The organism is Modestobacter sp. URMC 112, from assembly GCF_053502575.1.
Genome location: NZ_CP199957.1, coordinates 3905765 through 3926109 on the forward strand (window position 1 = coordinate 3905765; position 20345 = coordinate 3926109).

Below are 20345 nucleotides of genomic sequence, written 5' to 3' on the forward strand. Positions count from 1 at the left end.
GCAGCGTAAGGATGAGATTCTTTCCATCAAGCCGTCTTCGACATTTCCGCCACCCGGGGCATGGATCTGCAAGAATCCGCCATGCTCACCGAGGACGATCAAGCTTTGATCAGTGCTCTCCAGGTGTCGCCCCGGGCCTCCTGGTCGGACGTCGGTGAGGCCCTCGGGATCAGTGGGGTCACCGCCGCGCGACGGTGGAAGCGGATCAGCAGCGACGGGACCGCGTGGGTCACGGCTGCCCCCGGGATGGCGCGCTGGGCTCAGCAGTGCCTCGCCTACGTGGAGATCGACTGCGCGCCGGCCACCCTCATCGGGGTCGCCAACGAGCTGGCCGCACACGAGTTCGTGCTGACCGTCGAGATCACCACCGGCAGCGCCGACATCCTGCTCACCATCGCCGCCGCGGACCTCACCACGATGTCCCACTACCTGCTGGACCACCTCGCGAGCATGGCGAGCGTGCTGCGGACCCGGGTCCGGATCGCCACCAAGATCTACACCGAGGGCTCGTCGTGGCGCATGGTGGAGCTGCCCCCGGCCGCTCAGCGGGTACTGGAGCGGTCCCGCCCCCCGGCCGACCCGGGCGCAGCCGGCACGGACGTCGCCGCCATGACGCCGGACACCCAGCAGATCGCGCGGTTGCTGTCGGTCGACGGCCGTTCCTCGCTGACGGACCTGGCCGCCGCCACCGGGATCAGCCCCACCACGGTCCGGCGCCACGTCGGCAGGTTGCTCGGCGCCCGGATCCTGTTGCCGCGCACCGACGTGGCCGCCGAGCTGTCGGGGTCACCGGTCCAGGTCTACCTCTGGGTGGACGCGCCGGTGACCGGGCTGCCCGCCACTGCGCGCGCCCTCAGCCAGTTCCGGCAGGTGCGGCTGTGCGCGACCGTCTCCTCGGCCACCAGCCTGCTGGTCTGCGCCTGGCTGCACACCGTGGAGGAAGTGCACCGGCTGGAGCTCACCTTCGCCCGGGAACTCCCGCACCTGCGGATGGTCGACCGACTCATCGTGCTGCGGACCGTGAAGCGGATGGGCCGTCTGGTCGACCACCGCGGCCGGGCCGTCGGGGTGGTGCCGATCGCCATCTGGGGGGACTCGGCCGAGCACCGACAGGACCCGGCGCCGGTGCCAGGACCCGGACTGACCCCGCTGAAGGAATCCGCCATCGAGGGCCCAGGTGGGCCGTCCTGACGACCCGCGGAACCGGTGAGAGGCCCATCACAATCAGGGCCCGGTAGGAGTACAAAGCACCGCATGGGCTTCGTCCTCCACCGCCTGGCCGCGTCCATACCGGTGGTCCTGGGGATCACGGTGGTGGCCTTCCTGCTGATCCACATGGTCCCGGGCGACCCGGCCCAGGCGATCCTGTTCGGGTCCAACGCCAGCCCCGACCAGATCGCCGACCTGCGCGCACAGCTCGGCCTCGACCAGCCGCTCTGGCAGCAGTACCTGACGTTCATGGGCAACCTGCTGCAGGGCGACCTGGGCACCTCCTACGTCACCAACAACCCCGTGGCGGACGAACTGCTCTCCCGCACCCCGAGCACGCTGCAGCTCACCGCCGCCGCCATGGCCATCGCCATCGTCATCGGGGTACCGCTCGGCCTGGTCGCCGGCATCCGGCCAGGGTCCGCCCTCGACCTGGTCTCCCGCACCGTGTCCTTCATCGGGGTGGCCGTCCCGTACTTCTTCCTCGCCCTTCTCCTGGTGCTGGCCTTCTCCATCAACCTGAACTGGGCGCCGGCCATCGACGACGGCAGTCTCACCGCACTCGTCCTGCCCGCCCTCTCGCTCGGGTGGGGCTATGCGGCGATCCTGACCCGCCTGGTGCGCGGCCGGGTGATCGAGGAGTACCGCAGCGACTACGTGAAGTCGGCCAACGCGCGGGGATGCTCCGAGCGCCGGGTCCTGCTCGGTCACGTCTTCCGCAACTCGTCGATCCCGGCGGTGACGATGATCGGCCTGCAGTTCGGCAACATCCTCACCGGCGCCGCCGTCACCGAGGTGATCTTCGGCCGGGCGGGGGTCGGCAGCTTCCTCGCCACCTCGATCACCACGAAGAACATCCCGGTCGTGCAGGGAGCCATCGTGCTGATCGGGATCGGTTACATCCTGATCAACCTGATCGTCGACCTCGCCGTCGGCGCCATCGACCCGCGCACCCGGCTGGCGTCCGCGTGACCGCCGGCCCGGCGCACCCACCCGTCCGCCGGCAAGGGAGTCCGTCATGAGCACAACGCTGACGGGGGCCGTGGCCCGGCCGCGTCGCCGGAGGACCGGCCGCACGGTCCAGCTGGCCACCTCGGTCGCGATGACCCTGGTGCTGCTCGGCTACGCGGCGCTGCTGCTCCGCCCCGGTCTGTTCACCTCGATCGACCCGCTGTTCAACGGGCCCGACGTGCTCATGGGGCCCAGCGCCGACCACCTGTTCGGCACCGACCAGCTCGGTCGCGACGTCTTCAGCCGGGTGGTCCACGGCTCCCAGTCGGTGCTCACCGCCAGCCTGGGTGGCGTGCTGCTGGCCACCGTGGCCGGTGTGGCGATCGGCATCATCGGCGGCACGGCACCCCGCTGGCTCAGCGTCGTCGTGATGCGCGTGGTCGACGTCCTGCTCGCCCTGCCGGTGCTGCTGGTGGCGCTCATCCTGATCGCCAGCATCGGTGCCGGGGTCAACAGCATCATCCTGGCCCTCGGCGTCGCCTACACCCCCGGCTTCGCCCGGGTGGTCGAGGCCTCGGTCCGCAAGCTGCGCTCCGTGGAGTTCATGCAGGCCGCCCGCCTGTTCGGCTCGAGCGGGTGGCGCACCGCCGTCACGCACCTGCTGCCCAACCTGGTCACCGAGGTCGTGGTCATGGCCAGCAGCGCGGTCGGCTGGGCGGTGCTGACGGCGACCACGCTGAGCTTCCTCGGCCTGGGCGTCCAGCTGCCCGAACCCGACTGGGGCAGCGACCTGGCCGCCGGGGCCACCAGCCTGTCGACGGCGTGGTGGCTGTCGACCTTCCCCGGCCTGGCCATCACGGTGACCATCCTGGTCGCCAACTACGCCGGCGACTGGGTCATGACCCTCGCGGACGCCCGGGGCCGGCGCCCACGCACCCGGTTCCGCGCCCTGGGTGGGGTGAAGACCACGCTGCCCGCCGCGGAGGCCGTGGCGCAGGGGCAGCCGGCCTCGCTCACCGCCGAGTCCTTCACCGGCCACGACGCCGTGGCCACCGGTCAGGTGCCGGTCGGTGCGCCCCTGGGCACCGACCAGACCACGACCGGGGAGGGCCGGGCATGAGCACGACGGCGGGCATCGGGGTCGACGCCGGCGCCGACGTGGGCACCGGGGACGTCGTCCTCAGCATCCGCGACCTGCAGGTCGAGATCTCCACGCCGCGTGGCGTGGTGCGCCCGGTCGACCGGGTGAGCCTGTCGGTGCGCGCCGGGGAGACCCTCGGGCTGGTCGGTGAGTCCGGCTCGGGCAAGACGATGACCGGCATGTCGATCCTCCGGCTGCTGCCCCCGGGCGGCGCCATCGTCGGGGGCTCGATCGTCTTCGACGGGCGCGACCTGAGCGGGCTGAGCTCGACCGAGCTGCGCCGGCTGCGCGGCGACGACATCGCCATGGTGTTCCAGGACCCGATGACGTCGCTGAACCCGACCCGGACGATCGGCAGCCAGCTGCGCGAGGTCTACCGGATCCACCGCGAGTCGGCGACCAAGGCGGAAGCGGAGGCCCGTGCCGAGGAGGTGCTGGGGCTGGTGCGGATGCCGCGGCCCAAGGACCGGCTGCGCGACTACCCGCACCAGCTGTCCGGCGGGATGCGCCAGCGGGCGATGATCGCGATGGCGCTGCTGTGCGAGCCCCGGCTGCTCATCGCCGACGAGCCGACGACCGCCCTCGACGTGTCCATCCAGGCGCAGATCCTCGACCTGCTGGACGACCTGAAGACCCGGCTGGGGATGGGCATCATCCTGGTCACCCACGACCTGGGGGTCATCGCCGGCCACGCCGACCGGGTCGCGGTGATGTACGGCGGGCAGATCGTCGAGGAGGCGCCCACCACCACGCTGTTCACCGACCCCCGGCACCGCTACACGCAGGCGCTGTTCGAGTCGATGCCCACGCTGGAGCTCAACACCGGGCACGCCCTCGCCTCGATCGCGGGCATGCCCCCGCAGCTGATCGACCTGCCCCCGATGTGCCGGTTCGCCCCGCGGTGCCGATTCGCCGACGACACCTGCCGCACGAAGGACCCCGAGCTGGTCGAGGTCGGCCCCGCCCACGCGCACGCCTGCTTCCACCCGCGGCCCCCGGGGATCCCCGACCCCACCGCCGAGCACGCCTTCATCGAGCTCAGCGACGAGGAGGTGACCCCGCGCGGCGGATCCGGCCTACCGCTGGTCACCCTCGACGACGTCGAGAAGCTGTACCGGATCAAGAACCCGGCGTTCCTGAAGCCGCACCGCACGCTGCACGCCGTCTCCGGGGTGACGGTGGACGTGCTGGAGGGCGAGACGCTGGGGATCGTCGGGGAGTCCGGCTCCGGGAAGACGACGATCGGCCGGATGCTGGTCGGTCTCGAGGAGCCCACCAGCGGCGTCGTCCGGCTGGGTGGTGACGACATCAGCCGGCTGAAGCGGTCGGAGTGGCGGACCCGCCGCGGCGGCCTGCAGATGATGTTCCAGGACTCCTCGGCGGCGCTGGACCCGCGGATGGACGTGGCCGACCTGATCGCCGAGCCGCTGGCCGCCCAGCACATCGGCAGCCGGGGCGAGCGCCGGGGCAAGGTGCTGGAGCTGCTGGACGCGGTGGGCCTGCCGCGGTCGGCGGCCGACCGCCGGGCGCACGAGTTCTCCGGGGGGCAGCGCCAGCGCATCGCCATGGCCCGCGCCCTGGTGCTGCGGCCCAAGGTGGTGGTGGCCGACGAGCCGGTGTCCGCCCTTGACGTGTCCATCCAGGCGCAGATCCTCAACCTGATGCGGTCGCTGCAGGTCGCGTACTCGCTCACCTACGTGGTGATCTCCCACGACCTCTCGCTGCTGAAGTACCTGGCCGACCGGATCGGGGTGATGTACCTGGGCAAGCTGGTGGAGCTCGGGCCCAGCGAGGACGTCTACTCCGCACCCCGGCACCCCTACACTGCCGGTCTGATCAGCTCCGTCCCCGTTCCCGACCCGGGTCGGCAGCGGAACCGGCAGTCCAGCGGGTTGACCGGTGAGATCGCGTCGGCGCTCGACCCGCCGAGTGGCTGCCGGTTCCGGACCCGCTGCCCGCTGGCGACGGACCTGTGCGCCAACGAGGAACCGAAGCTCGTCCGCCGCGAGGGCACTCATCCGGTTGCCTGCCACTACCCGCTGACCATCGGGGCGCCGGCCGGGCGGTGACTGCCCCAGTGTGTCGAGCCGACGGTCACGATGTCGATGGCCCGCGGGGCCTGGCTCACTGCGCGGATCCCACGGCGGGGCCGCCGGCGGGCGACGGCTCCCGGCGGAGGGCGACGAGCACCCGGCCCGGCCCCGATGCCGGGCGGAACAGGCCACGGTCGAGGGCGACGACCCGGGTGACCTGGACGCCGAGGCGCCCGAGGTTCGCCGCGACCGTCGCGCCACCTCGGCGCGCCAGGAACCCCAGGCCGACGATGGTCACGGCGAGACCGTCCTGCGGCATGGCCAGGCAGGCGCGCAGCAGCGCCACGTGCGCGGGGTCGTCGCACAGCTGGACCGGCCCGTCGCGGGTGGACAGCGTCACCGGGCTCGGCGCCCAGCGCCAGGGGGGCACGCCCAGCACCACCTGCGCCGGCTCGGGGTCGTCCTGCATCACGCCGAGCCGCAGGCCCGCGACGGAGGCCAACTCGGCCGGCACCGCCTCCGGGCTGCTGACCAGCGCCTGAGCGCGTCCCGGCCGCAGCACCCCCAGGACCCGGGGCAACATCTGCCCTCGCTCCGACCACAGCTCCAGCACGCTGTCCGGGACGCCGACCGTCGCGACGACCTCGTCGCAGACCAGGTCGAGGACCGCGTCCGGCACCCGGCAGCGCTCCCCCGCCCCCGGTTCAGCCACCGGCCGCGTCCACCAGGACCTCGCGCCAGGACTGCGCGTCCCGGTCATCGTCCCGCTCACGGGTCCGGCTGTCGGCGGGCCGGAGCACCGCGCTCAGCACCGAGCACCGGTCCGCCCCGACCGGCCGGAACAGCGCGGCCGTCAGCCGGCCGGGCTGCCGGGCGAGCAGCAGGTGCGGCCACACGAGGTGGCAGGTGAGGGGCGTGGCCCCGTCCGGGGCGGTGAGGGTGCAGACCCCGCCGGCCTCCTGCTCACGCAACGTCCCCGCACCGACTCGGGTCGCCAGGGTCGCCACCGCGGCCCGCGGACCGCTCCTCCAGCCGAGCGGGAGCTCGTGCTCGGCGACAGCGGTCGCCCGGAGGTCGTCCGGCACAGCAGTGCCCAGCGGCGACAGCGACTCCTCCAGCGGCGGCGCCGGGACCGTGCTGACGTGCACGAACAGCAGTGGTCCCCACCGGGTGAGCGGCACCGGGACGAGCCGGGCGGAATCGGTGCCCACGAACTGGCGCCGCGCCGTCCGGTCCGGGTCGTCGTGGTCGCCGAGGACGCCGGGGTCCTCGCTGAAGCCGCAGGCCAGGTGCGGGCACCGCACCTTGTGCGCGCCCGTGCACTGCACCGGCACGGACATGCAGCCGCCGAACGGCCGCGCGTTGAACGCTGCCGACAGCGTCCCGTCCGCGGCCCGGCGGACGTGCAGCCCGTGCCCGCTCACGGTGGCGGGCAGCACGTCCCCGGCGTGCGCGAGCTGGTCGGCGAACCCGACGCAGACCCAACGCCCGGTCCAGTCCTCGGCCTCGGCCCGCGGTCGCCGCCGCGACAGGACGACGGGGCGCAGGCCGGCGCCGTCCCGTACGGGGGCGGGCCGGGTCATCCCCGGTCCGCGGCGGCGCCGGGGTAGTTCAGCTCGGGGTCGGACTCCAGCCGGCCACGAGCGACGACGTCGTCCCCGTCCGGCGACGGGAGCGGCCCGTCCTGCATGAACCGGTCCAGCACGTTGGCCGTGATCCGGGAGATGTTGTTCTGGTAGCCGTTGTGCGACAGGGCGCCGCAGTAGGCGATCGAGCTGAACGCGAACGCCGCACCGCCGTTGGGCAGCTCGTGGTACGCCATGTCCGCCCGTACGCGCGGGTGCTGGGTGCCGCTCTGGCCCGCCTCGTTGATCCCGAACAGCTCGGTGACGAGCAGGTAGGCGTCGGTGTGCAGCCCGGCCGACGTGGCCACGAGCAGGGTGTGCGGAGGTGAGCCCAGCGTGGTGTCCACCGTGTCCACCTCGGCCCCGGCCGCGCCGCCGCCCACGAGCCCGAAGTCGCCGAGCCGCTCGGTGTAGTCGACGCCCTCGAAGGCCCAGCTGACCCGCGGGTCGTTGCTCTCCTCCGTGCGCTTGTAGTAGGTGGAGATGTCGAAGCCCTGCGCGGCCATCCCGGTGCCCGCGACGGCGTGCAGCTGCCGTCCGACGAACCGCCACATGCCGCCCAGCAGCCCGTCGCTCTGGTGGTGGTACTCCCCCGGATCGGCCCGCCACGGCCGGATCCCGGACTCGGCGCGCCGGAGCTCGGTCACCGCGCCACGCGGGTAGGCGGGGTGGAAGGTGTGCCGCCAGTAGAAGCCGTCGGCGCCCATGTACATGAACCGCCCGCCGCGCTCCTTGTAGGCGTGGACGGCGTCGAGGTAGTGCCCGTCCTTGTGCTCCGGGTGGCTGCCGGTGAGCAGCACGTTGTAGCCCTCGATGCGCTCCAGGCCGTCGTAGCTGATGTCCTCGTCGGTGATGACGTCGAACTCGTAACCCATCTCGACGAGCCAGTCGATGAGGTGCAGGTCGGCGTTGAACTGCCACGGGGCCTGGGTGAGCCAGCTGTCGTACTTCGGCCGGAAGTTGAGGATCGGGCGCAGCCGGGAGGAGATGTGCACCCCGCTGAGGTCGTCGTGGGTGTCGTACTGCGAGTTGCCGTACTCGCGGTGCTCGGTGAGGAAGAGGTTCTGCGGCTGCAGGATCGGGGTGCGGTAGACGAGCAGCTCGGCGGCTCCCGCGTTCGTCGCCAGGTGCTCGTTGGCGTACGCCATGTAGTCCGTGGTGGACATGATGACGGCGATCTTGGCCTGGTACTCCCCCAGCGGCGGCCGGACGACGAAGGGGATGTAGTCCTCGTCGCCGGCGTCGGTGGTCAGCTTCATGGCGTACACCGCGCTGGGCAGGTCGCGGGGCACCTCGAGGGTGAAGTCCACGTCCCACCGGGCGTCGTCCACGTCGTCGTCGTGGAAGTGGATGGCGCCGTACTGCGCCGGGGCGTGCCGCCAGTCGGTCTCGGAGCCGGCCCAGTTGTGCCCCGTCATGCCCCGGGCGGGCAGGCCGACCAGCTCGCCGTCCAGGTGGTACGGACCGCGGTCCACGATCCGGCGGCTGGGGATGTCCTCGGAGAAGTCCCAGGCGGCGACGAGGGCGGTGGACAGGTCCCCGGTCGGGCCGGGTCCACGCCGCTCGTCGAGCCCGGGGGCGGCACCGAGCTTCATCATCTCGATCTCGAGCCGGGACAGCGCCCTGTTGCACAGCCGGGGCCCGTCGATCTTGCCGTTGTAGAGGTCGCCGACGATCCAGCCCTGCGGCTGGTGCGAGCGGCCGCCCACGCCTGCGTCCTCGCGATCGGCGCGGCCGGCGACGACGAGCGGGACGGCGTCGTGCTCGATCCTGCCCGGGAAGGTCGCCTCGACCGGTCGAGTGCGGGGGTCGAGCGCGTAGTTCAGCTGCGGCTCGTGGTGCAGGGTCGCGTGACCGGTCCCGGCGTCGAACGTCGCCGCCACGAAGTGCCAGGCGCGGTCCCGCACGGGGTTCTCCGCCGTCAGCGTCTGGTCGTTGATGCGCAGGCAGATCCGCCCGTCCTCGTCCAGGAAGAGCCCGTAACCGCGCCCGTCCCGCCACTTCGCGACGATGGCCTGCGGTCCCGGTTTCCAGTAGCCGTCGACCTTGGTCGGCATCGTCGGCCAGATCCAGCACTGCAGCGTCAGGCTGTCCACCCTCAGTGGCCGCCGGTCGGCCACCAGTGCGTACGACCCGCTGTGGATCCGCTGGGCCCGCCCGGGGTGCGTGCCGTCCACGGCCGACTCGACCGCCGGCTCCTTCACGCCGGGGCCGGCCGGGTTCGTGTCACCGTGGACCAGGCGCACCAGCTGTGAGCGGTACTCGGCCGGCCCGTCGCAGTTCACGTAGAAGCTGACGGTGTCGCCCTGTTCCACCGTCCACTTGTCGCTGTAGCCGGTCAGGCGCATCCACGCCGCGCCGTCCAGCTGTGCCGACGTCATCACGGCGTCCAGTTCTCCCCGCCCGGGCTCTTCCAGGCGGGAGTGAAGTGCTCCGGCATGCCGTCCTCCTCCGGGTACTGCTCGAGGCGCATCCGGAAGATCTCCGCCTGCGCCTCCTGCTCGTCGGTGAAGACCTGGTCGCCGACGAACGTCGGTGCCATCCCACGGACCCCGGAGAGCCGGGCGATCCGCCACTCCTGCTCAGGCTTCGTGCAGATGATGATGAGCTTGCCGCCGTAGGAGTCCGGCCGGGACGCCCGCATCCGGATGAGCACCTTGTCCAGCTGCATGTCCTCCTGGATGCCGCCGTGCGGACCGATCGCACTGCCCGGGCTCTCCGTGCGCACGACGGAGAACCCGGCCACGCCCTTCAGCATCTCGACACTCGCGCGGACGGCCTCGAGCATCCGCTCACGGACCTCTGCCTGGCCGGGGATCCGGTACATCTGCGCTCCTCACGGGACGGCGCGTCACGGTCCCGCCGGGCGCCCAGGGCAGCACCGCTGACCACCGGTCTCATCCGCCTCGCGGGGGCCTCAGCATGCTCCTCAGGTCACCGCAGTGTCACGAGGTTCGGACGCCTTTCCCGTCCGGCTCCAGCCCGTCGACGGAGCGGTGCCATGGCGTTCGACGGAGAACTGGCCGGTGGCGGTGTTCGGCCTACCCACCGCACCGATACCCGTCCCACTACCGACCGTGACGGGTCTTCCCCCGGCGGTTCTGCGGGTCCGGTGACGACCGGCGCGCGTCAGCCGGTGTGGTCCCCGTAGAGCACCGCGTCGCACGACAGCGGGTCACCGGCGGCGAAGCCGTGCTCGAAGGCCGCCACCCGCTGCTCCGGGGTGCCGTGGTGGGTCGGGTCGGCGGAGTCGTAGTCCCCGACCCGGGCCGCGGTGGTGATCGCCTCGTCGATGTCGGTGGCGTCCAGCTGCCCGGCGTCCTCCTTGGCGCGGGAGTACACCCCCGCCCAGCAGTCGGCGTGCAGCTCGACGGCGATCAGGGTGTGCCCGGCGTCGAGGATGCCCTGCTCGTGCTGCACGTTGTGCGCGTACTCGTGCGCCAGCGCGTACACCACGCCCATGTCACCGGCGGCCTCCCCGCCGAACTGTCCGGTCAGGTCGACGGTGCCCTCCCAGATGCGGGTCGCCAACGCCTGGGAGAGGACCACGGTGTCGTCCGGCGGGCAGTAGAAGGCGGCGGCGTCGTCCGGGCCGCTGCCGCACGCGGTCGTGAACCCCTCGCCGGTCGCCGGGAACAGGGAGTGGGCAGCCGAGTCCACACCCACCGAGTTCCACCACTCCGCCACGTCGGCGAACCAGTACGTCTGGAAGTCGTACATCGTGTCCGAGACGTCGTCCGGCTTGATCGCCTGGGCCGGGGTGGCGCTCATGACGGCCATCAGCAGCGCTGCCAGCAGCGCAGCCGCGGACGAACCGATCCTGCCGATGACCCGCATCGCCACCCCGGGAGGCCGGGCTCGGCTCGTTGGTCGCCGAGCGTGGCAACGAGGCTATTGCTGTGGGTCGGCTGGGAGCAACCACTCCGTCAGGAGGTCCGCCGGGTGCGAGCCGTCCAGCGGCCGGCCCCGTGCGGCGCGGCACCGTTGCCCGTGCTCGGGAGGGCGGCCGGGGCCGGGTGCAGGACGCCGTCCACGTAGTGCGCCACGGTGACGAACTCGCCGTCCTGCAGCTCGAGGACCTGGGCCACCCGGAGCACCAGCCGGCAGCCGCTGAGCACCGGCGGGTGCGCGCCGGACGTCACCCGCACCGGCGCGGTCGGCGTCCCCTCCCACCGGCTCTCCAGGCACACCCGGGCGCCGTCCTGCACCACGCCGGTCAGTCGGCTCTCGACGTCGGTGAGCTGCTCCCGCCAGGCGTCGGGCAGGGTGAGCCGCGCCGCCCAGCCTGCGGGGTCCGGTACCGCGGGGACGAGGGGTGGCGGCGGCGAGGCGTCGTTGACGCGTCCGGGGTCCCAGCTCCCGTTGTCCTTCCTGTCCCGCTCCGCCCGCGCCGGCGACAGGGTGTAGGCGGCAGCTCCCAGGCAGCACAGCGCCAGGACGACGACCGACGGCACGAAGGCCGGGTCGGGCATCCGCCGGCCCTCCCAGACGACCCGCGGGAGCCCCGGTGGCACGTCGAAGTGGTACCAGCAGCTGAGCCCGACGAGCAGCACCAGCGAGAGCAGCCAGCCGACGACGAAGAGCACCCGCGGGCTCCCGTCGCCGGCCGGCACCGCCCCGGGGACCCGGTCGAGGGCAGCCGCTGCCGCCCGCCGGTCCCACGAGCTCCAGACCGCCCGCAGCCCCGAGTAGAGCAGCAGGAGCAGCAGCGTCAGCACCGCGAGGCCGACCAGCTTCGCCCTGGTGCTGGTGTCGGTCGCCGACTCCGAGATCCCGAACAGCGACTTGGTCCAGGACGCCGGCAGCTTGTCGACCAGCCACGTGCCGAACCGCATGGCCGTCGACACGTCCAGCGCCATGGGCCCGTCCGACCAGCCGGACACCACCAGCAGCCAGCCCGCGCACGCCAGGTAGGTCACCCGCGCGGTGCTCAGCCAGCGGGTGCGCGTCCTCCGCCGGGCCCAGGTGCCGTCCAGGTCCTCGAGCGTCCGCTCGTCGGAGCGGGCCGGGTGGCCGGCGGCCCAGAGCAGGTCCCGCGCCACACCGTCGAAGAAGACGTCGGGGTTCGAGTCGTAGCTGTTGTGATCGCTGACCACCGACCGGCCGTTGTGGATGCGGACGCCCTCGTAGCTGCGCGGCCGGTCCCGGCCGTCCTCGGTGACCAACCCCGGTGGCATCAGCCCGTTGGGCACCGGGTCGGTGGAGGCGACGTAGTCCCGCCAGCGCGGCGGGTTCGCCAGGCCCAGCCCGGTGCTGCTCTCGGCCACCCGTGAGGCACAGTGCACCAGCCAGAAGGCCGCGACGCAGAGCGCGAACGCGGCGAGGGCGCAGCCGACGGTCGCCTGCCACGGCAGGTCGGCCAGCGCCAGGCCGACGGCGAGCGCGCCGAGGACCAGCGCCACGGTGCTGGCGCCGACGGCCCACTTCCTCCTCGCGCCCCCCTTCTCCAGGTTCTGCACCGCGTGGACCCGCCACACGGCCTGGCCGTAGGTCACCAGCAGCGGCACCCGGTCCGGGGCGGGGGCGGCTCCGGGCTCGGTCCGGTTCAGCAGGCAGTGGGTGAGGTAGGACCCCGCCGAGTGCGCCACGATCGCCACCCGGCTGCACCGCTCGAGCAGGAAGTCGAGGTCACGCTGCAGACGCTGGTCGACCGCGTACCGGTCGAAGGACCTCGACTTGAGCACGTAGACGTCGCCCAGCGACGCCGACAGCACCCGGATCAGCCCCTTCGCCGGGGCGCTGAGCACCTTGACCGGGATCCGGGACAGCGGCACGGCCAGCACCAGGACCACCACCAGCAGGGCCGCCATCAGCGGGGCCAGCACCAGGGCGCCGAGCAGGGCCAGGACCGCCAGCACCCTGTCCCGCCTGCCCGGGGCGTTCCCGCCGCGCTGCAGCTCCCGCCGCTTGGACTGGAAGTACCCGATCACCGTCCACGGCAGCACCAGCACGAGCCAGGTGACGACGTCGCGGTACGGCGGCGGGCGGAAGGTGTTCCCCCAGTGGCACTCCGCCATCCACCAGGCCGTCGTCGCACCCGGGCCCTCCTCCGGCCCGACCTCGAAGGTCACGTGCGCCGGCCGGTCGTCGTCGCCGTCCAGCTCCACTCGCGTCGGCTCCCCGACCCGCACGCCGGCGGCGCGCGCCGGGGCGCGGCGCAGGGTGTCCAGCAGCGGCCCGCCGATGTTGCGCAGGGTGTCCCCGGTCTCGGCGCTGCCCATGCCGTGCACCAGCAGGACCCCGAGTCCGCCGGGTCGACCGTCGTCCTGCCTCATCCCCCACCTCCGAGGCGGCCCTCAGCACCTGTCACGCAGCGTGGCACCGCGGGTCCGCAGCGTCCATCCCCCGTCGGCGTGCTCAGCGGAGCCGGACGGGCCCCTCCGGTGCGGACGACGCCAGGTGGGCCAGCAGGCCGTCCAGCCCGGGGAGCTGGTAGCTCCAGAACCCGGTGACCAGCGCACCGGCGTGCTCGCGGTCCCGGGCGGTGGCCAGGATGCGGGCGATCGCGCGGCGGGTGTTGTCGAACACCAGCTCGAGGACGTCGCGCTGCGCGGGCGCCGGGGGTCCGGGCAGCGCCCGCTCGGCGTGCTCCACCAGCCGCCGGACGAACGCGGCGGGGTAGCCGGCGAACGGCGTGCCCTCGGCCCGGTCCAGCAGCACCCCGACCGCCAGCCGGTGGTCGAGCCAGAAGTCGAGCAGCTCCGCGGCCGCCGCCGACCGCTCCCCGGTCCCCTGCGTCAGCGCCGCGATCCGGGTGTCCAGCAGCTCGTCGTGCCGGCGCGGCAGCTCCGCGGGCACGACGTCGGCGAACAGCGCCTCCTTGGAGGGGAAGTACCGGTACACGTTCGCCGGCGCCGTCCCCGCGGCGGCGGCGATCGAGGCCATCGACGTCCCGGGGTAGCCCTGGTCGGCGAAGCAGCGCAGCGCCGCCTCCCGGATCCGGGCCCGGACCGCCGGCTTGAGCACCTGGGCCATCAGGTGCGCCGGGCCAGCCAGGAGGTGTCCGGGCGGACGTCGGACCACGGCGCCGCCGCTTCCAGCTCGTAGGCCAGCGCCAGCAGCCGCCGGTCGGCTCCGGGCGGTGCGGCGGCGTGCACCCCGACCGGCAGCCCGTCGGCCCGGCCGAGCGGGACCGACATGGCCGGGCAGCCGGCGGCGTTGTGCACCGGCGTGTAGCCGACCGCCTCCTCCGTGCGCCGGATCAGCGTCTCCCGGCCCGCGGCCGGCGACAGGTGGCCCAGCGGCCAGCACACCGTGGCGAGGGTCGGGCTGAGCACGACGTCGCAGCGCTCGAAGAGCCGCAGGTACGCCCGGGCGGCCTCGGCGAGCGCCGCCTCGCTCTCCGCCGGAGCGTCCGGGCCCAGGGTGCCCGCCCACTCGATCAGCTCGAGGGTGAACGGCTCCAGCTCATCGGGCCCCGGCGGGCGGCCCAGCGCGGGGGCGACCATCTGCGCGACCTGCACCATGGTCAGCGCGGCGGCGGTGAAGAAGCCCCGGCTGAGCGCGGCGCCGTCGACCCCGGGGTCGTCGACCAGCTCGACGGAGTGGCCCAGCGACTCGCACAGCGCGGCGGCGCGGTGCAGTTCGCGGGCGACGGCGTCCTCGGGGTCCCGGCCGATCAGCGTGCGGGCGAGCACCCCGATCCGCAGCCGGGCCGGGTCGGGACCGGTCACCAGCCCGACCGGTGGGTGGACGGCGTCCGGGCCGGTGCGCTCGGTGGCGGCCAGCAGGTGCGCGCTGTCGCGGACGCTGCGGCTCATGCAGTGCTCCACGACCAGCGCGGGCAGACCTGGCATCTCCGGCGCCGCCGGCACGGACCGCCGGGCGGACGGCTTGAAGCCGAACAGGCCGGTGAGGGACGCCGGCACCCGCAGCGACCCCCCGGCGTCGTTGCCGTGCGCCATCGGCAGCACCCCGGCGGCCACCAGCGCGGCCGACCCCCCGGACGAGCCACCCGCCGACAGGCCCGCACCCCACGGGTTGAGCGTGCGACCGCGCAGCGCCGACTCGGTGCTGCCCAGCAGGCCGAACTCCGAACTGGTCGTCGAGCACAGCACGGTCAGCCCGGCGTCCCCGAGCCGCGAGGCGTAGGGGGAGAGCGCCGGCGCCGGGGTGGCCGCCATCAGCCGCGACCCCATGGCCCAGGGGAGGCCGGGGACCGCCAGCAGCTCCTTGACCGCGAACGGCACGCCGGCCAGCGGGCCGTCGGCCGGCGGGGCCGGCCGGACTTCGGGCACCCAGTCGGCGACCGCGTTGAGCGCGGACAGCCGCTCGGCGAGGGTCCGCGCGGTCTCGGCCAGGTCGGCCGGGGTCACCTCCCCCTCCCGCACCAGCCGGGCCATCTCCACGGCGTCCCACCTGCAGTAGTCGCTGTCCGGGATCAGCATGCACGCAATCGTGAACGAGTCAGTCGCTTTTGTCCAGGGACCTCGGCGCGGTCGGAATGACCGCCGTCCTCGGGTGGTTCACACCACTACCGCCCCCACGCACCGGAGGTCGCTCGGACATGCGCAGCCTGCTGCAGGACCGGCCCGACACCCAGCCGACCGCGACGGAGCGATCGGGACGGCGCCCCGCCCGGCGTCGCCGCCTCATGCGGGTGGCCGCGGCCGGCATCGGCCTGGCCGTCGCGCTCCCGCTCGCCGACCGGGCCTTCGACCTGCTCCCCGACTGGGGCAACCCGCTGGCGCAGGAGGTCGTCGACCACAGCACCCCGCCGCTGATGCTCGCGCTGGCCGACCTCGAGGAGTACCACGCCGCGACCGGCACGTTCCAGGTCGTCATCGACCAGGAGCGGGACACGCCGTACGTCCCCTCGGTGATCAGCGGTGAGCGGACCAGCTTCCTCGCCACCGGCTCGGTCGACGCGTACGTCGACTTCGCCGACCTGGGCGCCGAGGGGGTCGAGATGTCGGAGGACCGGCGTTCGGTGACCATCGCGCTGCCGGCGCCGCAGCTGGGCGAGGCCACCGTCGACCCGGACAACAGCCGGGTCCTGGACCGTGACCGCGGGCTCGTGGAGCGGATCGGCGGCGTGTTCGAGGAGAACCCGACCAGCGAGGGCGAGTTCTACGTCCTGGCCGAGCAGCGGCTGGAGGGCGCAGCCGCGGAGAGCGACCTGCTCGTCCGGGCCGAGGACAACACCCGCGACATGCTGACCGCCCTGGCCCGCTCGATGGGCTTCGAGCAGGTGACCGTCACCTTCGCGCCGGCACCCGGCGAGGCCGGCTGACCCGGAGGCGCACCGACGCGGCGACCCTCAGGCGCTCGGGCGGGCGGCGCCGATGTAGCCCGACCAGTACATCGACCGCACCCGGACCTGCGCGCCGCTGTGCGGGGCCTCGATGATCCGGCCGTTGCCCAGGTACAGCGCCACGTGGTGGATCGTGGAGGGCTGGGTCACGTCGTTGGCCCAGAAGACCAGGTCGCCGGGCCGCAGGTCACCCCGGGCCACCTTGGGCAGCGTCGCGTACTGGGCCCGGCTGTTGCGGGCGATCCCCACGCCGGCCTTCGCGTAGGCGAACCGGGTCAGCCCCGAGCAGTCGAAGCCGACGACCCCCTCGTCGACGCCGAAGCCCGGGCCCGGGCCGGTCAGCGTCCCGCCACCCCAGGCGTACGGCGTGCCGACCGTCCGCAGCGCGGCGTCGATGGCCGCCACGACGGCGGCGGGCGCACCGGGGCCGGCGACCTCGCCCAGCGGCAGGCCCACCTCACCCGCGTCGGACAGCCCCTCGATCCCGGCCAGCTGCTGCTCGTACACCAGCGCCGCGTCCCGCGCGCCCAGCAGGTCGGTCAGGTCCTGCTGCACCCGCGCCAGCTCGGCGAGCACCTCGGTGCGCGCGGCCTCGACGGCCGACACCTGCCGCCGGGTGTCGGCCTCCACCTCCTCGGCGGCGGCCAGCGCCTCTGCCGCGCGCTGGTGCAGGACGGCGGCCCGGTCCAGGGTCTGCTCGGCGGCATCTGCCGCGCTCTCCGCGACGTGCTCGGCCACCGTGAACCGGACCAGCACGTCCGCCTTCTCCCCACCGGCGTGCTCGAGGAGGACGGCCCGCTCGATCAGCTGCGCCGGGTCGTCGGAGCTCAGCATCGCCTGGAGCCCGGGCGACGTCGTGCCCTGGATGTAACCGGCCCGGGCGAAGGCGACCAGCTCCTCGTGGGCGGCGGCCAGGTCCGCCTCGGCCTCTGCCAGCACGGTCCGGGCCGAGTCGGCCGCCGCCTGCGCGGCCTCGTACTCGGCCTGCTGCGACTGGTAGGTGTCCATCGCGATCGCCGCTGCGGCGTGCGCGGCGTCCGCCTCGGCCTGGACACGGGCGAGCTCGTCGGCGAGCCCGGCCAGCTGCCGGACGACGTCGTCCGCGGCCGCCGTGGCGGCGTCGATCTCCTCCGCGGTGGGCGCGTCCGGGTCGACCGGCTCGGGGCCGGCGCCGGTCGGGACCGCGGGGTCGGCCGGGACCGCGGCGGCGGTCGGGGCGGCGGGGTCGGCCGGCGCGGCAGGGGCGGCGGTCTCCGTGGGGGCAGCGGTGGGGGCGGCGGGGTCGGTGGGCGGCGGCTCGGCCGCGGCGACCTGCGCGCCGGCGACCAGGCAGACGGCGACCGCGGCGGTCAGCGCGGCCAGCCGGACGCCGGCCGCGCTCCCTCCAGCCCTCACTGCACCCCCCGCTCGCACCGCACCTGTCGTGGACGCACACGGTGGCAGCCGGGGACGACCGGGCGGAAGACCCCACCCGTCCCCCGAACCTGGGGGGTCCAACCGTCCCCGGCTCCGCACCCCGCTCGGTGTCGGAGCCGCCACGGTGCGTCCACGACGCCCGGCAGCCGGGGCGGACACCGTCGTCCGCCCGGGCTGCCGGCGGTCCGGTCAGCGGCTGGAGCGCAGCAGGATCCGCTGTCCGGTGGGGAAGTCGGTCGAGACGCCGTCGCCGTTCTCGTCGACCCCGTCGACCGTCGCCTCGGTGACGACCGCGGTACCGGGACGGAAGTAGACGTCACCGAAGACCTCGAGGCCGAGGGTGTACTCGGTCCCCTCCGGGGAGCAGGGGATCGGCGTGGCGTACCAGTCGGTGAACCCCTGGGTCACCTGTCCGCGGTGCCGCTGCTCCACCGTCACGAGCACGCCGGAGACGGTCCCTTCCTCGGCGCACTGCACGGTCAGGTCGATCCTCGCCCCGCCGTGCTCGTCGACGGTGCCGATCCGCTCCACGCTCAGGCCGGTCGCGTAGGTCGTTGCGTCGGAGTACTCCTCCGCGACGGCCGGTGCCGCGGACATGCAGATGCCGGCGGTGCTCACGAACGCCACGAGCGCAGGACGGGACAGGTTCACGGTGGACTCCCCCTGGTTGGTCGGCAGGACGGTCCACCGAGGGTGGCGAGGACCCGAGGGCACGGGCAACCGGTTTTCCTCCCGGTCGCGCGGCGGGTCAGTCGTGCACGCCCCCGCCCGGGGAGAGCTCCTCCAGCTCGTCCACCCGCAGCACCCGGTGCAGGGGGTACAGCTCGATGAGGCCGTCCTCCGCCGTCCCGGTGGTGACGGTCAGCCAGCCGGGCGGGCCGAACCGCACGATCCGGTGCGGGAGCTCCACCTGACCCGACGGGTGGCCGTCGTCGACGATCGTCACCGAGGCCTGGTAGAGGTGCCGGTCGTTGACCGTGGTGATGTCCATGTCGGGACGCTAGTGGGCTCGCGCCGGCGGCTCACCCGGCCCGGCGCCACTCCTGCGGCGCGCTGCCGTGGGCGGCGCGGAACCGGCGGATGAAGTACCCCGCGTCCCGGTAGCCGACCCGGCCGGCGATGGCCGCGACCGTGAGGTCGGTGCCGGCCAGCAGCCGCCTGGCCTCGGTCATCCGCCGCTCCGTGATCCACTGCTGCACGGTCCGCCCCGTCCGGCGGCCGACGACCGTCGTCAGGTGGCCCGCGGACAGGCCGACGGCGTCGGCCACGTCGCGCAGCGAGATCGGCTCGCGGAACCGTTGCTCCACCACGTCGAACACCGCGGCCAGCAGCGGCTCGTCCCGGAGCCGCAGGTGCGCGCCGACGTCCCCGGCCAGCCGGGACAGGTCCACCAGCAGCAGGGTGAGCAGCGCGTGCGCGGCCTCGGCAGAACCGTCGCCCCGCTGCGCGAGCTCCCGGTCCAGGTCGGTGAACCGCTGGGACCACCGCTCCCACTGCCCCTCGGGCACGGGCAGCCGCTGCGCCGCGCCGGCGGCCGCGCCCAGGAAGGGGAACAGCAGCGGGTGCGCCCGCCAGGACAGCGCCCCGCTGCCGGCCCGCACGTCGACGACGTCGGCCGGGAAGGCCACCGACCAGGCGGTCGCACCGGCGGCGTCCCCGGTCCACTCCGGGCCGACCACCTCCCCCGGCGCGATCACGAACGCGTCGCCGGTGCGCACCGGCCAGGACCGGTCGCCGACGCGCACCGCCCCGCCACCACGGTCGGCGAAGACCAGCACGAGGAAGTCGTGGGCGTGCGGCCTGGCGCCGGGGACCCCCGGCGCGTGGTCGTGCCCGCCGAGCCGGGCCACCGAGATGGCGGGTGCGCCGGCCACCCGGCGGAAGGCGCGCACCGGGGCCTCCCCGTCGTACCGGCTCCCGGACGGCACCCAGGGCGGCGGACCGGAAGGAAGTCCACTCCTGCCCGGGGAACCGACCTTGTCCCCCACGTCCACCGGCCGAAGACTAGTCCCGACGGGCGGAGGATCGTCCGACTCGGCGCAGGAGGACCCAGATGACGCACACCCCGACCCACGACCACCTGCCGGCGATGGGGCACCGCTGGCTGCTGCCGCTCTACGACCCGCTCACCCGGCTCCTCGGCGCCGGCGCGGCGCACCGGCGACTGCTGGACGCCGCCGGCCTCCGCCCCGGTCACCGGGTGCTGGAGATCGGCTGCGGCACCGGCAACCTGACCCTGCGGGCGAAGGCCGGTCAGCCGGACGCGACCGTCGCCGGGCTCGACCCCGACGAGCCTGCGCTGGCCCAGGCGCGCCGCAAGGCCCGCCGCCGCCGGCTGGACGTCCGGCTGGACCAGGGCACCGCCGCCGCCCTGCCCCACCCCGACGCCTCGACGGACCGGGTGCTGTCGGCGTTCATGCTCCACCACGTGCCGGCCGGGGACCGGGAGCAGGCGCTGCGCGAGGTGCACCGCGTCCTCCGCCCCGGCGGCGAGCTGCACCTGGTCGACCTGGGCGGCGACACGGCCGCACACCACGACCACGGACCGCACCGACGCGGACGGCCGGCCCTGCACGGACGCCGTCCGCACGCCACCACCCGCGCGGAGGTCACCGACCTGCTGCTCGCCGCCGGGTTCGCCGACGTCACCGCGACCGGCGACACGGTGCGCTTCTTCGGCCCGGTCACCTACTACCGCGCGGTCCGCTGACCCTCCC

18 protein-coding genes are annotated in these 20345 nt (G+C 74.0%); 6 read left to right on the forward strand and 12 right to left on the reverse strand.

Annotated features, from left to right (window positions below; genetic code table 11):
- Positions 1-81: 81 nt before the first annotated feature.
- From ACWIX6_RS18555 to ACWIX6_RS18570, 4 genes are all read left to right on the forward strand, one after another.
- Positions 82-1191, forward strand: coding sequence for an Lrp/AsnC family transcriptional regulator (locus tag ACWIX6_RS18555; protein WP_448613911.1), 1110 nt, complete (start codon positions 82-84; stop codon positions 1189-1191).
- A 63-nt stretch (positions 1192-1254) separates the two neighbouring features.
- Positions 1255-2181: an ABC transporter permease gene (locus ACWIX6_RS18560; protein ID WP_448613912.1), complete on the forward strand. Its 927-nt coding sequence runs from the start codon at positions 1255-1257 to the stop codon at positions 2179-2181.
- A gap of 46 nt (positions 2182-2227) precedes the next feature.
- Positions 2228-3280, forward strand: a complete 1053-nt coding sequence (locus tag ACWIX6_RS18565; protein WP_448613913.1) for an ABC transporter permease — start codon at positions 2228-2230, stop codon at positions 3278-3280.
- Positions 3277-5370, forward strand: coding sequence for a dipeptide ABC transporter ATP-binding protein (locus ACWIX6_RS18570; RefSeq protein ID WP_448613914.1), 2094 nt, complete (start codon positions 3277-3279; stop codon positions 5368-5370). The genes ACWIX6_RS18565 and ACWIX6_RS18570 overlap by 4 nt, the downstream gene beginning before the upstream one ends.
- Before the next feature lie 55 nt (positions 5371-5425).
- Here the strand turns inward: ACWIX6_RS18570 and ACWIX6_RS18575 are convergent, their stop codons facing one another.
- From ACWIX6_RS18575 to ACWIX6_RS18610, 8 genes are all read right to left on the reverse strand, one after another.
- Entirely contained in the window at positions 5426-6046 is a 621-nt protein-coding gene (locus ACWIX6_RS18575) for a hypothetical protein (RefSeq protein ID WP_448613915.1), read from the reverse strand.
- Positions 6039-6917, reverse strand: coding sequence for a hypothetical protein (locus ACWIX6_RS18580; protein WP_448613916.1), 879 nt, complete (start codon positions 6915-6917; stop codon positions 6039-6041). The genes ACWIX6_RS18575 and ACWIX6_RS18580 overlap by 8 nt, the downstream gene beginning before the upstream one ends.
- Positions 6914-9340 carry a N,N-dimethylformamidase beta subunit family domain-containing protein gene (locus ACWIX6_RS18585; RefSeq protein WP_448613917.1) on the reverse strand — a complete coding sequence of 809 codons (2427 nt, stop codon included), beginning with the start codon at positions 9338-9340 and terminating at the stop codon, positions 6914-6916. The genes ACWIX6_RS18580 and ACWIX6_RS18585 overlap by 4 nt, the downstream gene beginning before the upstream one ends.
- Positions 9340-9786, reverse strand: coding sequence for a hypothetical protein (locus tag ACWIX6_RS18590; RefSeq protein ID WP_448613918.1), 447 nt, complete (start codon positions 9784-9786; stop codon positions 9340-9342). Before ACWIX6_RS18590 ends, ACWIX6_RS18585 begins: the two co-directional genes overlap by 1 nt.
- 302 nt (positions 9787-10088) lie before the next feature.
- Positions 10089-10796 (reverse strand): neutral zinc metallopeptidase, encoded by a 708-nt coding sequence (locus ACWIX6_RS18595; RefSeq protein WP_448617009.1) that lies wholly within the window; start codon positions 10794-10796, stop codon positions 10089-10091.
- Between the two features lie 89 nt (positions 10797-10885).
- On the reverse strand, positions 10886-13234 hold the full coding sequence (locus ACWIX6_RS18600; protein ID WP_448613919.1) for a hypothetical protein: 2349 nt from the start codon (positions 13232-13234) through the stop codon (positions 10886-10888).
- Between the two features lie 82 nt (positions 13235-13316).
- Positions 13317-13934, reverse strand: coding sequence for a TetR/AcrR family transcriptional regulator (locus ACWIX6_RS18605; RefSeq protein ID WP_448613920.1), 618 nt, complete (start codon positions 13932-13934; stop codon positions 13317-13319).
- A complete protein-coding gene (locus tag ACWIX6_RS18610; protein WP_448613921.1) occupies positions 13934-15346 on the reverse strand; it encodes an amidase family protein in 1413 nt (470 codons plus the stop codon). The genes ACWIX6_RS18605 and ACWIX6_RS18610 overlap by 1 nt, the downstream gene beginning before the upstream one ends.
- A gap of 119 nt (positions 15347-15465) precedes the next feature.
- Between ACWIX6_RS18610 and ACWIX6_RS18615 the strand changes: the two genes are divergently transcribed.
- Positions 15466-16191, forward strand: coding sequence for a DUF4230 domain-containing protein (locus ACWIX6_RS18615; protein WP_448613922.1), 726 nt, complete (start codon positions 15466-15468; stop codon positions 16189-16191).
- A gap of 27 nt (positions 16192-16218) precedes the next feature.
- Here ACWIX6_RS18615 and ACWIX6_RS18620 read toward each other — a convergent pair whose 3' ends face one another.
- From ACWIX6_RS18620 to ACWIX6_RS18635, 4 genes are all read right to left on the reverse strand, one after another.
- Entirely contained in the window at positions 16219-17607 is a 1389-nt protein-coding gene (locus ACWIX6_RS18620; RefSeq protein ID WP_448613923.1) for a C40 family peptidase, read from the reverse strand.
- Positions 17608-17817: 210 nt separating this feature from the next.
- Positions 17818-18279, reverse strand: a complete 462-nt coding sequence (locus tag ACWIX6_RS18625; protein WP_448613924.1) for a hypothetical protein — start codon at positions 18277-18279, stop codon at positions 17818-17820.
- Positions 18280-18376: 97 nt separating this feature from the next.
- A complete protein-coding gene (locus ACWIX6_RS18630; RefSeq protein ID WP_448613925.1) occupies positions 18377-18619 on the reverse strand; it encodes a hypothetical protein in 243 nt (80 codons plus the stop codon).
- 31 nt (positions 18620-18650) lie between these two features.
- Positions 18651-19520, reverse strand: a complete 870-nt coding sequence (locus ACWIX6_RS18635; protein ID WP_448613926.1) for an AraC family transcriptional regulator — start codon at positions 19518-19520, stop codon at positions 18651-18653.
- A 161-nt stretch (positions 19521-19681) separates the two neighbouring features.
- On the opposite strand from ACWIX6_RS18635, the gene ACWIX6_RS18640 reads away from it, so the two are divergent.
- Positions 19682-20338: a class I SAM-dependent methyltransferase gene (locus ACWIX6_RS18640; RefSeq protein WP_448613927.1), complete on the forward strand. Its 657-nt coding sequence runs from the start codon at positions 19682-19684 to the stop codon at positions 20336-20338.
- The last annotated feature ends 7 nt before the right edge of the window (positions 20339-20345 follow it).